This window comes from Gemmatimonadota bacterium (assembly GCA_041390105.1).
In the GTDB taxonomy this organism is placed as follows: domain Bacteria; phylum Gemmatimonadota; class Gemmatimonadetes; order Longimicrobiales; family Gaopeijiaceae; genus JAGQIF01.
Genome location: JAWKQO010000005.1, coordinates 1 through 13,493, shown reverse-complemented (window position 1 = coordinate 13,493; position 13,493 = coordinate 1). Strand labels below are relative to the sequence as shown.

The 13,493-nt window shown below is 66.5% G+C and carries 12 protein-coding genes and 2 rRNA genes; 5 read left to right on the top strand and 9 right to left on the bottom strand.

The window, feature by feature from the left end; all coding sequences use genetic code 11:
- Complete coding sequence (locus R3E10_18825; GenBank protein ID MEZ4417816.1) at nt 1–777, top strand: hypothetical protein; 777 nt, start codon at nt 1–3, stop codon at nt 775–777.
- On the opposite strand, the gene R3E10_18820 is transcribed toward R3E10_18825, so the two are convergent.
- Nucleotides 774–1,022: a YtxH domain-containing protein gene (locus tag R3E10_18820; protein ID MEZ4417815.1), complete on the bottom strand. Its 249-nt coding sequence runs from the start codon at nt 1,020–1,022 to the stop codon at nt 774–776. The two genes, R3E10_18825 and R3E10_18820, sit on opposite strands and share 4 nt — an antisense overlap.
- A gap of 135 nt (nt 1,023–1,157) precedes the next feature.
- Between R3E10_18820 and ruvX the strand changes: the two genes are divergently transcribed.
- The 3 genes from ruvX to thiE are packed head-to-tail and all read left to right on the top strand — an operon-like array spanning nt 1,158 to nt 3,219.
- Nucleotides 1,158–1,583, top strand: a complete 426-nt coding sequence (ruvX, locus tag R3E10_18815) for a Holliday junction resolvase RuvX (GenBank protein ID MEZ4417814.1) — start codon at nt 1,158–1,160, stop codon at nt 1,581–1,583.
- Nucleotides 1,583–2,584 (top strand): endolytic transglycosylase MltG, encoded by a 1,002-nt coding sequence (gene mltG, locus R3E10_18810; protein ID MEZ4417813.1) that lies wholly within the window; start codon nt 1,583–1,585, stop codon nt 2,582–2,584. Before ruvX ends, mltG begins: the two co-directional genes overlap by 1 nt.
- Nucleotides 2,581–3,219 carry a thiamine phosphate synthase gene (gene thiE / locus R3E10_18805; protein MEZ4417812.1) on the top strand — a complete coding sequence of 213 codons (639 nt, stop codon included), beginning with the start codon at nt 2,581–2,583 and terminating at the stop codon, nt 3,217–3,219. The genes mltG and thiE overlap by 4 nt, the downstream gene beginning before the upstream one ends.
- Nucleotides 3,220–3,228: 9 nt before the next feature.
- Here thiE and R3E10_18800 read toward each other — a convergent pair whose 3' ends face one another.
- The gene (locus tag R3E10_18800) at nt 3,229–4,254 is read right to left on the bottom strand and encodes a hypothetical protein (GenBank protein MEZ4417811.1); all 1,026 of its coding nucleotides are present in this window, start codon (nt 4,252–4,254) and stop codon (nt 3,229–3,231) included.
- An 83-nt stretch (nt 4,255–4,337) separates the two neighbouring features.
- Between R3E10_18800 and R3E10_18795 the strand changes: the two genes are divergently transcribed.
- Nucleotides 4,338–6,005 carry an alkaline phosphatase family protein gene (locus tag R3E10_18795; GenBank protein ID MEZ4417810.1) on the top strand — a complete coding sequence of 556 codons (1,668 nt, stop codon included), beginning with the start codon at nt 4,338–4,340 and terminating at the stop codon, nt 6,003–6,005.
- Here the strand turns inward: R3E10_18795 and R3E10_18790 are convergent.
- The 7 genes from R3E10_18790 to R3E10_18760 all read right to left on the bottom strand — a co-directional run bounded on the left by R3E10_18790 (nt 6,002) and on the right by R3E10_18760 (nt 13,308).
- Nucleotides 6,002–7,066, bottom strand: a complete 1,065-nt coding sequence (locus tag R3E10_18790) for a DUF4956 domain-containing protein (GenBank protein MEZ4417809.1) — start codon at nt 7,064–7,066, stop codon at nt 6,002–6,004. The genes R3E10_18795 and R3E10_18790 overlap by 4 nt on opposite strands.
- A complete protein-coding gene (locus R3E10_18785) occupies nt 7,063–7,488 on the bottom strand; it encodes a hypothetical protein (protein MEZ4417808.1) in 426 nt (141 codons plus the stop codon). Before R3E10_18785 ends, R3E10_18790 begins: the two co-directional genes overlap by 4 nt.
- A gap of 66 nt (nt 7,489–7,554) precedes the next feature.
- Nucleotides 7,555–8,373, bottom strand: a complete 819-nt coding sequence (locus tag R3E10_18780; GenBank protein MEZ4417807.1) for a TPM domain-containing protein — start codon at nt 8,371–8,373, stop codon at nt 7,555–7,557.
- Nucleotides 8,370–9,038 carry a hypothetical protein gene (locus tag R3E10_18775; GenBank protein MEZ4417806.1) on the bottom strand — a complete coding sequence of 223 codons (669 nt, stop codon included), beginning with the start codon at nt 9,036–9,038 and terminating at the stop codon, nt 8,370–8,372. Before R3E10_18775 ends, R3E10_18780 begins: the two co-directional genes overlap by 4 nt.
- Nucleotides 9,035–9,625, bottom strand: coding sequence for a LemA family protein (locus R3E10_18770; protein ID MEZ4417805.1), 591 nt, complete (start codon nt 9,623–9,625; stop codon nt 9,035–9,037). The genes R3E10_18775 and R3E10_18770 overlap by 4 nt, the downstream gene beginning before the upstream one ends.
- 174 nt (nt 9,626–9,799) lie before the next feature.
- Nucleotides 9,800–9,916: ribosomal RNA gene (rrf, locus tag R3E10_18765) — 5S ribosomal RNA — on the bottom strand.
- Nucleotides 9,917–10,330: 414 nt separating this feature from the next.
- A 23S ribosomal RNA gene (locus R3E10_18760) occupies nt 10,331–13,308 on the bottom strand.
- Nucleotides 13,309–13,493 lie beyond the last annotated feature (185 nt).

The following is a 13,493-nucleotide window of genomic DNA, read 5'->3' as shown; positions in this document are numbered from 1 at the left end:
GTGCATCGCCTTCTCGTAGGGATGGTGCTTTGGGGTGTCATGGGTGCTCAACCCGGTCTCCTCGCTCAAGCCGAGGAGCCCTGGATCGAGGCCTCCGAGCGCTTTCGCTCGCCTCATCGGCCCGACTCGGCGCTGGCCGCCCTGGACAGCGGCCTGCTCAGGGCGCCGACCTCCTACGCCCTGCTCTGGCGAGCGAGCCGCGAAGCGCTGTCGCTCGGGATGACGGAAGACGGCGATGCTCGCGCCCGCCATTTTGCCGAGGCCGTGGACTACGGCCGCAGGGCGATCGCCGTCGACTCCAGCAGGATCGAGGGCCGTGCCTGGCTGTCCGCGGCCCTGGGCCGCTATGCGCTCGACCAGGGGCCGAGGACGCGTGTCCAACTGGCCAACGAGATCTTCGCCCTTGCTTCGGGCGTGGTGGAATCGGACGCGAACAACGGCGTCGCGCAGCACGTCCTGGGGCAATGGCACGCGGAAGTCCTGCGCGCGGGTCGCCTCACGCGCTTCATCGCTCGTCGGCTCCTGGGCGGCGACACGTTCGCCCATGCCTCCTGGGACGAGGCCGTCCTGCACCTGGAGGCAGCGGTACGGGCGGAACCGACCGCGCTGATCCACGGGCTGGAGTTGGCGCGCGTCTACCTGGACGTGGGTCGCAGGGAGGACGCACTCGCAGAACTCCAGCGTGTGCTGGCCCTTCCCGATACGGAAGCGACCGACCCGCAGCATCGGGAACGGGCGCGGGCGCTGCTCGAGCAGCTTCTGCCTCCGCCCCCCTAGCTCGGGAGCCGTCGCCGCGCTGCCTTCACAGTGTCGTCGACCCGCCGTTTCATGTCGTCGGCGAGATCGTCCCAGCGATCCACGGCCCCGTCCCGCAGGTCGTTCGCGGCCCGTTTGAGCTGCTTCCGCGTACGCGTTCCCGTTTGCGGCGCGGTCAACAAAGCCACACCTGCCCCGATGGCCGCTCCGAGCAGGAGACCGGCCACGAAGGGGAGTACGCGTTCGTTGTCTTCCTGGTAGTCCATGGTCGACCTCCACAGTGCATCGCGACTCCACTAAGATAGTGCGAACGGGGTGCCGCGGGGGCGCCTCCCGGCCCAAGACGGCAGGAGCCCGCCATATCAGCGTCAACCGACCCCGGCCCGCGGCCTGGCCGGCTCATGGGCATCGATTTCGGGGAGCGAAGGGTGGGGGTGGCCGTCAGTGACCCGACCGGTCGGCTGGCGACCCCCCTCACCACCCTGACGCGCAGGGCGGGACAGCGTCTCCCGCTGGCAGCCCTGGAACGGCTTGCACGGGAGCAGGAGGTCACAGGGGTCGTCTGCGGGCTTCCCCTGGACCTCGCGGGAGAGGAAACGGAGTGGAGCCGAGCCGTTCGGACGGCGGGCCAGAGCCTCGGCGCCCGGCTGGGGTTGCCGGTCGCCTTCCAGGATGAGCGCATGACGTCCGTTCGCGTGGAGCGCAGCCTGCGTGGGTCCGGGTTGCCCCGGCACGCCCGCCAGGATCGTGAGCGCGTCGACGCAGCGGCAGCGGCCCTCATCCTGCAACTCTGGTTGGATCGCAACGCCCAGGTAGGGGGAGACTGATGCGCAGTGGCCGCACGCTGACGGCAGTGGGCGTTCTGGCGGTGTCGACGCTCGCCTGCCACGACGCTGGCCAGGGCCCGGAGGTCCACGTCACCGTGCCTCCAGGATCTCCGTTCGTGGCGGTGGTCGATACCCTCGCCGCCCGGGGATTGGTCTCCAACCCCCTGCTATTCCGGGTGTACGCCAAGGCGCGTAGCGCCGAAGCCCGGGTCCGGTCCGGCCGCTATGCCTTCCACGAGGGTGACGGCTGGGGCCGCGTGCTCGACGACCTGGTCGCCGGACGGGTGCAGACCGTCACCCTGACGATTCCCGAGGGCTTCACGCTCAAGCAGATGGCGCCGCGCATCGCGGAGTTGAGCGAAACCAGTCCGGCCGCGGCGCTGGACGCGCTCTCCGACCCTCAGGCCCACACCCGATACTCCGTGCCGGGCCCCGGCCTCGAGGGCTACCTGTTCCCCGATACCTACCGCTTCGCCTCCGGGACCGCCCTCAGCGGCGTCATCGAAACGATGGCTGGCCGCTACCGCGCCTTCTGGACGGCCGAACGGCGCGCGCGCTTGAACGCAGTGGGCCTGAGCGAAGCGGAACTGGTGACGCTCGCCTCCATCGTGCAGGCCGAGGCGCGGCGCCCGGACGAGATGCCCCGGATCGCGTCCGTGTACCACAACCGACTCGATCGCGGCTGGCGTCTGGAAGCCGATCCGACCGTGCTCTACGCGCTGGGCGGCCCCCGGGAAAGGCTGCTCTACGCGGCCATCGACTCGGTGGCCAACAACCCGTACAACACCTACCGGCAGGCAGGCCTGCCTCCGGGACCGATCGGGGCCCCGGGCGCAGCGGCCCTGGAGGCCGCGCTGAATCCCGCTGGCGAGCCCTTCCTGTTCTTCGTGGCTCGCCCCGACGGATACCATACCTTCACCCGAACGCTCGCCGAGCACAATCGCGCCAAAGCCGCCGCACAACGCGCGTTTCGCGAGGTCCGCAGCGACCGTCCCTCGTGAGCCCGGACGCGCTCCGCCTCATCGTGCTCACCGATCGGGGCCTGGCCGGCACTCGGGGGGTGGAAGCGGTGGTGGAAGCGGCACTCGAGGCCGGCGCGCCGGCCATCCAGCTGCGGGACAAGGGGAGTTCGGTCCGCGACAGCCTGAAACTGGCCCATCGTCTTCGGGCGCTGACGGCTGCGCACGATGCGCTCCTCTTCGTCAACGATCGATTCGACCTCGCGCTGGCGGCCCAGGCCGACGGTGTGCACCTGGGTCCGGACGACCTTCCTGTGGAGGCGGTGCGGGGGGTGGCCCCCCCGGGCTTTCTGGTGGGCTTCTCCACGGACGACCCCGCTGTCGCGCGCGCGGCTGAGCGCGGAGGGGCGGACTACATCGGGTGCGGCACCGTGTTCGAGACGAGCCACAAGCAGGATGCAGGCGCCGTCATCGGACCCGAGGGGATCCGCCGCGTAGTGGACGCCGTCGGCATTCCGGTCGTTGCCATCGGTGGCATCGGACCCGAGAACGTGAGTCGCCTACGAGCGTCGGGGGCGGCCGGGGTAGCTGTCCTGGGCGCCGTCATGGCCGCGCCCGATCCTGGCACGGTGACCCGCCGGCTGCTGGCTGCGGCGGGAACGCTGGCCCGCGACTGAAGGCGCGCCTCAGGACATGGACCGACACGAGCGCACGATGTGCCGGTCGCGCCTGGCCTCGGAGCGTAGAATGTCGAAGAAGTCTCCGAGGTATTTCTTGGCACGCCCCCGATTCCTGCCGCTGAGTGCGACCAGCTCGTCGACGAGGCGGTACGTGGCTTCCTCTCTGGCCAGGAAACGATCGACCACACCGCGCAGGACCCCGTCTTCCGTACAGAACCCGCGGTAGAGCCGGTCCTTCACGGACTTGATACCCAGAGTAGGATTCGGCTCCGCATAGGGTGCATCCACGAGCCCCGAGAAATCGAAGTCATAGAACACGGGAACGTGGCGACCATCGGACAGCTTCAGAAGCACTGCGTTGTGGAACTCGACGATGGACCAGTCCGTGTTGCCGATCATGAACTGGAAGAGCGACGCGGTCAGGTGCGCCGACGCGTCATAGTCGCGTGGATCGAAGAGCGGCGTTTCCACGATCGCCCCTCCGAGTCGCTGCGCCATGGCCTCGTCATCTTCGATCAAGAATCCGAAGCGGGTGACGGGATCCTCCCGCGCCAGCTCATCGACGTAGGTGACCCTGGCCAGGCGAACCCGGAAAGACCAGTCGCTCAGCTCGTTGAAGAGCCGGTAGGCCAGATACTCCTCGAGAATGTCCTGTTCGGTGCTGTCCCGGTCACGGCAGTAGGTCACCAGCTTGAGCTTGTCCTGCCCCTCGAAAAGCGTTCCCGCGACCTTCGATCGGGGAAAGTCCAAACGCAGAGGTGGGAAGGGGCAGGTGGAGGGACGCAGGCGAAAGTTGCCGCGGGTCCGCACATCCACAGCGATGGCGTCCGCGGCTCCTTCCACCTGGATGCGCGAGGCTCGTTCCGGGTTCTCGCTGGCGCGATCCGCTTTGAGCGCCTCGAGGTCGGCGACGAGGCGCAGAGCCACCGGTTCGTTGGACGCGAAAAGGGGCGGGCCTTGTGGGGGGGCCAGCTCCTGGGCGCCCGCCGCCTGCGCCCAGAGGAAGAGGCCGCCCAGCACAGCGCGTAACATCGCCCATCTCCTTGTGTACCGACTCGGACAGGAGCAAGCTACCGCCCTCCTCCAACAGACTCCAGCGGAGACGAACGTCGCAGATGCACCATGGGGTACGGAACGCCCTGGCCCTCACGCTCGCGCTGACGGGCGCCGGCTGCGCCGGCCGCCCCTCGACAGGGGCCGGACCGATGCCTTCGGCAGAGGCAGACCCAGGGTTGGTGGTCCTCGTCGTGGTGGACCAGATGCGCTACGACCTCCTCGAACGCTACGCAGATCTGTGGACTGGAGGACTGCGGCGGCTGCGGGCGGAGAGCCTCCGCTTCACCAACGCCACCCACGACCATGCCGTGACGGAGACGGCCCCCGGTCACGCGACGCTCGCCACCGGGGTGCATCCATCGCGCCACGGGGTCGTGGCCAACCTGTGGCTGGAAGCGGACTCATCCGGCTGGAGGACCGTCGAGAACGTCGTAGACCCTGCGACCCCGTTGGTGGGTGCGCCCGAGTTCACCGGGGCCTCGCCCGACCGCCTTCGGCGGGAGGGGCTGGCCGATTGGCTCCGGGCAATTCAGCCCCAAGCGCGCGTCGTGTCCATTGCGGGAAAGGACCGCGCCGCGGTGCTCATGGCCTCACGCGCGCGGGGGCTCGTCTATTGGTACGAGGCCCGGCTGGGACGCTTCGTTACGTCCACCTGGTACGCAGAAACCGACCCGGAATGGGTGGTCTCCTTCAACGAGGGGCGGCTTCGGGAGCTGCTGGCCGACTCCGTGTGGGAGTCGACGGTCCCGTCGCACGCCGTGGCGCGGGCCCGCCCGGACTCGGCGTCGTACGAAGGCGATGGCCTCCACGTGACGTTCCCCCACGAACGGGTCCGAGAGGATGCCACTCCGGGGGCTTGGCTGGCGCGGACGCCCGACCTCGACCTGGCCACGCTGGACCTGGCGCGCGCCGCGCTGGTCGAGCTCGACCTGGGGCGTGGTCAACGGACCGACTACCTCGCGATCGGACTTTCCCAAACCGACCGGGTGGGACACGCCTTCGGCCCCTACAGCCTGGAGCAGCTGGACAATCTCCTGAGGCTCGATCGCGAGTTGGGCTCCTTTCTCGCCGAATTGGAGGCTTCGCTCCCGCCCGACCGCCTGACCCTCGCGTTGACTGCCGACCACGGCGTCCTACAGGCACCCGAGTGGCGCGTGGCTCAGGGGCTGCCGGGCCGGCGCCTTGGCACCGCCGAACGTGACCGCTATACCGACATCGTCACCACCGCCGTCCGCACCCCGCCTTTCGAGCCCCGGGCCTTACGCGACTCGCTGGCGGCCCTGGATTGGGTGGCAGCGGCGTGGGTGGACGCTCGGTTCCCCGCCGACAGCTTCGCGTCCTTGGAGCGCAACGGCGTCTACGAGGGTCGGTTCGCCAGCAGCGTGGAACGCTTCGGCGTCGGCTACCGCATGACGGAGGGCACCCTGGACTGGGCCTGGCCGCGAGGCACGATGCACGGGTCGCCCTACTACTACGACCGGCACGTCCCGCTTCTCTTCTTCGGGGCCGAGATCGACGCGGGCGTCGTCGAGACCGCGGTGTCGTCCACCGACGTCGCGCCCACGTTGGCGCGTTGGGTGGGGATTCCGGTACCGGGGGATCTCGACGGGCGTCCGCTCCTGGGACGGAGAACAACGACCGGACTCCGGGCTCGGGAGTCGCCTTCCGGGGACGGGGAGACGAGCCGTCCGCGAGGGTCGGCCGACCTCACACCGCCCGGTTCCTAGTCCCCTTCTTCCGGAGGGCTGGAGTTTCTTGCGCGCAACCCCGACAGCGCGCGGATCTCCGCCGCCAGGATGTGGCGCCCTCCCTCCTGGCGAATGCAGTCCAGCAGCTCGCCGGGCGTGTGCTCTTCCTTCAGGCGCACGAGGTACTCGAGCACCGACGTGGACGCGTCGGCCGGGACGATCTCGGCCAGGCGCCAGCGGAAGGCCATGCGCGCCAGGTTCGTGTCCACGACCTTCTGGGCCATCGCCACCCATTGGGCGTGCACGATCAACACCGAATAGCGTCGCTTCTCCTTGCGCGAGCCGGTCTCGTCATCCAGGTGGCGCTCCATGCGAGCCCGGCGCTCGGCCACGTCCTTGAGGTCCCTGGGTGACAGGGCTTCCAACAAGCGACGGTCACCGATGGACACCGCCGACTGCTCGGAGCCTGGTCCCGCCAGTGCCTCGCCGAGGTTGAGCGACTTGGTCCGGCGAGCGGAGTCCGCGTAGATGTTGCCGAAGTCCTGCGCCCACAGCAGCAGGTTGATGCCGTTGAACAACACGGAGACGACCGCGGCGACGCCGATGGCTTGAACACCACAAGCCAGGCCTACTCCGATGGCGAGAAAGACATACACGCCGTCCTTCACATCTTTGAGCGTGGTCCGGAACCGAACTGCCGCCACGATCCCCGCCAGACTGAACGCCAGCGCCAACGAATGCTGTACGATCAAAACGATGCCGGTGACGGCCACCGGCAGGATGATGAGCGTGTGGACGACAGATTGGTCGTAGTCCCCGCGCCGCTTGATGATGATGTAGGTCCAGGCGACCGGCAGCATGATGAGTAGCGCCGCCGCCACGGAGATGAACACCACGAACAGGTCGATGGGCTCGGTAGCGGTGGCACCGCTGTCGAACGGGCCGGCGCCGCGCAGGCGCTCCAGCGACGACGAGGTCCAGACGGTGGGTGCTGTGCGGGCCAACACCACCAGCACTACCACCAGCAGCGCGTAGTAGAGCGCCAGTCGTATGAGCGAGGCGCGGTTCTCTCGGTCCGGTGGGCGGTGGAACAAGCTCACGGAGTCGCCTCGGGTCCGAACTCGTCGAGCAACAAGTCATCGAACTCGTCTGCTTGCTCCGAGGTCCAGAGCACCAGGTCGACGAGCTCGCTCGGATCCAGATCCTCCATCGGCCGCCCCGCCACCAAGCGAACGCGGTCGTCGCCACCTACCCAGAAGCTGGCTCGGCCGCAAAGGATTCCGTTCAACTCGAGGAGCCTGCGGAAGAACCCTTCCCGGTTGTCCGGCGGCACGTCCATGATCTCCAACGTGATCAAGAGAAGAGGAATTTCTGGATCTCGTGGGTTCGGGACCACCGAGACTTCGCCCTCGGCGCTGCCCCGCCGCACGTGCGCGACGAAGCCGGGCCGGAGGCTTCCTTCCTCCAGACCTTCAACCAGGTCCGCGACCAGGCTGCCGAGTGCTTGGATTTGTTTGGGCATCGGATTCTTGGGAAGCGCGCGGGGGAACATCCCATGGCAGAGCAGGTCAGGCAACGGGCGCGTGTATTACCACCCTCCCGAGGCACCGCCCCCTCCAAAGCGTCCTCCACCTCCTCGGAAGCCTCCACCCCCCCCACGGAAGCCCCCGCGCCCCCCCGGCCAGCCCCCCTGACCGCCCCCTGGCGGCGAACGGTCCCGCGGACCAGGCCAGGGCCGGGCCCACGGCCGTGGATGCCGGAGGATGACCGGCGGCTCGACCCACCCCCGACGCGAGCTCCATCCCCGACGCCGCCGAGCCGGGCGGGCGCGCCTCAGCCACACGAGAACGAGGATCAGGATGAGCAACGCGACCAGGACCGGGATCGGGCTTGGAGCCTCCGCAACGGGAGCGTCGGGTGCCGGAACCTCACCGCGGACCCGAGCGAGGATGGCCGCCACCCCCGCCTCGACCCCCCCGTCGAAGTCGCCCGCTCGAAAGGCAGGCGTGACCACGCGATCGAGGATGCGCCGCGCCACGGCATCGGGAAGGGCGCCTTCCAGGCCGTATCCGACCTCGAGGCGCATACGGCGTTCCTCCCGTGCGATCAGGAAAAGCACGCCGTCGTCTACGCCCTCGCGCCCGAGTTGCCAAGTTTCGGCAACGCGCAGTGCAAATGCCTCGATCGGCGTGCCCTCGAGGGAAGGAACTGTCAAGACCACGACCTGGGATCCAGTCTCCTGCTCGAAGTCCTGCAGCACGGTTTCGATGCGGGTGCGGGCCCCCTTCGACAGCATATCCGCCTGATCCACCACCGGTCCGCTCAGGAACGGCACCTGTTGGAAGGCGAGCGCCACCAGAAGCAGCGGAAAGACCACGGATCGCAACGCGGGCACCGGACGTCTCATCGCGGCCGCACCCGAGGAGTGTCGGGCAGCTCGTCCGTGTCGTCCGGTGCGGGCGGGAACCCGGCGTCCCGCGTCAGCGCGGCGCACGCGGCCACCGCTTCGAGAATCGCCTCGGTGGTTCGACCGCTCCTCAGGCCCGACACCAGGCGTTCGGCCAGCGCCGTCCAACGATCCTCGGGCACAGCGGCCCGCACAGCCTCGTCGCCGATCACGAAGGCGGCACGCTCGAAGAACGCCAGGAAGACAAGGATCCCGGTACCTGCCCGCGTGGCGAAGACCCTCTCCTCCAGGAAGGCGACCTCGGCCCTGCGCTCAGCGCGCCGGGTACGCAGCGCAGCGCTGGTCAGAAGGCGACGCGCGGGCTCCCAGTGGGAAACAAGCAGGCCCGCACCCGCCCCCAGGCTCCCCAAACCCAGCCAGAGGAGGGGGCCCATCCCCCACAGGGGCCGCAGGAGGTCCACGGCCAGCAGTGGCAGAAGCACCGCCACGGCGCCCAGGGCAGATCCGCGCCAGCGAGCTTCCGGGTAGTCGTCACACGCCTCCACCAGGAAGGTGACCACTTCCGCGGCAGACTCCCGCTCCGCCTGTCGTACGGCCTCCTGGATCCGCTCGAGATCGGTGTCGCCCAGCCGCCGGGAGCGAAAGGCGAACGACGACCCGGTCAACTGCGGGTGAGGTCGACGCGGGGCGCCTGCTCCGCGCCCGGTGCGGCCTCGAAGTAGGAACGCGCCTCGAAGCCGAAGGCCCCTGCGAACAACGCGGTGGGAAAGCGCCGCCGGAAGGTGTTGTAGGTCTGGGCCACCTCGTTGAAGCGCATGCGTTCGACGGAGATGCGGTTCTCCGTTCCTTCGAGCTGGGCCTGAAGATCGCGGAAGGCCTCTGTGGCCTTGAGCTCCGGGTATTGCTCGACCACCACCAACAGGCGGCCCAGCGCGGTGGAGAGCTCCCCCTGCGCGGCCTGAAACTGCCGCATCTCCTCGGCGTTCGGTGTGTCTGCGAAGGTCACCTGGGTCGCCTTGGCACGCGCCTCGATGACGCCCTCGAGCGTCTCCCGCTCGAACTCCGCCGCACCCCGCACGGTCTCGACCAGGTTGGGAATCAGGTCGGCGCGACGTTGATAGACGTTCTGCACCTGCCCCCAGGCGGTGCTCACCGCCTCGTCCCGTTCCACGAGGCCGTTGTACGAGCGGTAAGCGAATAGAGCCACTACGCCTACGGCCAACACGCTGAGAATGCCGAGCGCCTTGCCCATTGTGCTCCTCCAGCTCCGGGATTCGAGGTCAGCCTGAGCATACGTCCCGCACGGGACCGATGCACGCGACCCGCGGCTCCGGAGCGGATGCGGGCGGGCTGGAGGGGGAAGGGGGGAAGAAGCGGGGACGCCCCGCGGGGACCGGAGGTCGGCCCGCGGGGCGTCTGGAGATGAGGCTGGCGGCGTCGTACTCTCCCACCGAGCTGCCTCGGCAGTACCATCCGCGCTGTGGGGCTTAACGGCCGTGTTCGGGATGGGAACGGGTGTGACCCCCACGCCATCGCCACCAACCACAAGTGCCGCGCACTGGATCGTGGCGCTGGAGGTCGTCAGGCTGCGGGGACCTCCCTGCGACGTACCATCCAGGTACGTCTCAGTCGGTCTCCTCGCCTTCCTACTCCAGCATCCACGCTGCAGCGCGCCATACCATTGGGGCGTCGATCCGGGCCCTACCTGGCATCCCGGCTGAACGCCCCCAGACCGTTCTGGTGGATACCCACCTGAGGCAGGCCCACCGGAGCGATCCAAGAGCGAGTTGGGGAAAGGGAGAGCAGCGAACCGAGTTGCTGCGGGCGACCGTTGCGTGCGGGTGCACGTGGAGCCGCTACCGTTCGTGCAGTCCGTCGCCTACCGGACTGCGCTGTGCTACTGCGGTGGTGACACGCTTCGACGACTCCCGGGATGAACCCAGGGACGTCGAACGTGCCGGTCAAGCCTCTCGGGCGATTAGTACGGCTCGGCTTCACGGCTCACACCGCGTCCACCTGCCGCCTATCAACGTGCTCGTCTCGCACGGCCCTTCTGAGTGCTTACACACTGGGAGTGTTCATCTCGAGGGGGGCTTCCCACTTAGATGCTTTCAGCGGTTATCCCGTCCCGACGTCGCTACCCGGCGCTGCCCCTGGCGGAACAACCGGTACACGAGGGGTCGGTCCGTCCCGGTCCTCTCGTACTAAGGACGGCTCCTCTCAACACTCCAACGCCCACGACGGATACAGACCGAACTGTCTCACGACGTTCTGAACCCAGCTCATGTACCACTTTAACGGGCGAACAGCCCGACCCTTGGGACCTTCTCCAGCCCCAGGATGTGATAAGCCGACATCGAGGTGCCAAACCGCCCCGTCGATGTGAACTCTCGGGGGCGATAAGCCTGTTATCCCCGGCGTACCTTTTATCCGTTGAGCGACGGCCCTTCCATTCAGAACCGCCGGATCACTAAGGCCTGCTTTCGCACCTGCTCGATCTGTCGATCTCGCAGTCAAGCTCCCTTCTGCCTTTACACTCGTCGCGCGATTACCGACCGCGCTGAGGGAACCTTTGCGCGCCTCCGTTACTGTTTGGGAGGCGACCGCCCCAGTCAAACTACCCACCTGCCACGGTCCCCGAGGAGGATTCACTCCCCTGGGTTAGAGCCTCAACATTGTAAGGGTGGTATTTCACCAATGACTCCCCGACCCCTGGCGAGGCCGGCTCATAGTCTCCCACCTATCCTACACGTGCAAAGCCAAGACCCAATGGCAGGGTATAGTAAAGGTGCACGGGGTCTTTTTGTCCTGTCGCGGGTACTCGGTATCCTCACCGAGACTCCAATTTCGCCGAGCTCGCGGAGGAGACAGCGCCCAAGTCGTTACGCCATTCGTGCAGGTCGGAACTTACCCGACAAGGAATTTCGCTACCTTAGGACCGTTATAGTTACGGCCGCCGTTTACCGGGGCTTCAGTTCAGAGCTTCGGGTTTCCCCTAACCCCTCCCTTTAACCTTCCGGCACCGGGCAGGCGTCAGTGCCTATACGTCGTCTCGTCGACTTCGCAGACACCTGTGTTTTTGCTAAACAGTCGCTTGGGCCGATTCTCTGCGGCCTGTCTCAGCTCCCCACGCATCGTGGTTCACCTACTGCAGGCTCCCCTTCTTCCGAAGTTACGGGGACATTTTGCCGAGTTCCTTCTCCGCGGATCACTCGAGCACCTTAGGCTTCTCGCCTCGCCTACGTGTGTCCGTTTGCGGTACGGTCTGATGCACTACTCCCCTGCGAGGCTTTTCTCGGCGGCATGATTACAGACCCTTGGCGGGGCCCGAAGGCCCCTTCGGCATCGGCGCTCGGCTAAGCGGGTCTTTTATCCCCCACCATCGCCTACCACCTTGCATCGGATACTCCACCACCCGACGGTCTTTTCACTCCCGCGTCCCCCCTCAGGGTCGAACGCACTACACCAGGTACAGGAATATTGACCTGTTTCCCATCGCCTACGCCTTTCGGCCTCGGCTTAGGGGCCGACTAACCCGGAGCGGACCAGCCTGGCTCCGGAACCCTTAGGCTTTCGGTGACAAGGATTCTCACCTTGTTTCTCGCGTACTCATTCCGGCATCCTCACTTCCCTGCGCTCCACCCCTGCTCTCTCGAGGGGGCTTCTAGGCCCAGGGAACGCTCCCCTACCATGTCTCCACTCCGAAGAGTGGCCCACATCCGTAGCTTCGGTGGTGTGCTTGAGTCCCGACCATTATCGGCGCGGATTCACTTGACTAGTGAGCTATTACGCACTCTTTCAAGGCATGGCTGCTTCTAAGCCAACCTCCTAGTTGTCTGCGCAAATCCACATCCTTTCTCACTTAGCACACACTCTGGGACCTTAGCTGACGGTCTGGGTTCTTTCCCTCTCGCGGACGGACATTATCGCTCGCCCACTGCCTCCCGGGTGTCCTCTGACGGGCATTCGGAGTTTGCTTGGGGTCGGTAACCGGGTAAGGCCCCTAACCCATGCAGTGCTCTACCTCCCGCAGATCATTTCCCGAGGCTATACCAAAATATATTTCGGGGAGAACCAGCTATCTCCGAGCTTGATTGGCCTTTCACCCCTATCCACAGCTCATCCGAGCAGTTTTCAACCCACACCGGTTCGGGCCTCCACCAGGTGTTACCCCGGCTTCACCCTGGCCATGGATAGATCGCGTCGGTTTCGGGTCTGCCCCCACGTACTCATTCGCCCTATTCAGACTCGCTTTCGCTTCGGCTCCGGCCCTGAAGGCCTTAACCTCGCACGTGAGGAGCAACTCGCCGGATCATAATGCAAAAGGCACGCAGTCACCCATCCACACCCCGAAGGATGTAGCCAGGCTCCTACCGCTTGTATGCACACGGTTTCAGGATCTATTTCACTCGCCGTCAGGCGTGCTTTTCACCGTTCCCTCACGGTACTCTCCACTATCGGTCACGAACTCGTATTTAGCCTTGGAGGATGGTCCCCCCAGATTCAACCGGGATTCCTCGTGCCCCGGCCTACTCGGGTACCTCACCAGGTCGTGTACTCGGGTTTCGCATACGGGACTTTCACCCTCTACGGTCCGCCGTTCCAGGCGCGTTCCGCTACCCTTTCTACTCCCCTACGTCAGGCCCCACAACCCCGCATCCATCGCTGAACACGGTTTAGGCTCTTCCCCTTTCGCTCGCCACTACTCAGGGAATCTCGTTTGATTTCTCTTCCTCCAGGTACTGAGATGTTTCAGTTCCCTGGGTTGGCTACCGCTTTCACGGTCGACGAGGCTCTCACCCCGCCAGGTTTCCCCATTCGGACATCCCCGGATCAACGCTCGCGTGCAACTCCCCGAGGCTTTTCGCAGCTTGCCACGTCCTTCTTCGCCGGTTCGTGCCTAGGCATCCACCCTGTGCACTTCTTCGCTTGACCAGCAACGCTCAACATCCGGCCAACGCACACTCGCGTGCGCGCCCGCCAGAGTGTCTCTCTCGCGTCCCTGATCCACCGCCAAGCCCTACGTGCACCCTACTTCTACTTTCCCTTCGGTGCCCGCGTATACTTCTCTCTCGGCTCGACTACTTCCCTTTCCCAACTCACCCGTGTTTTCAAGAAGC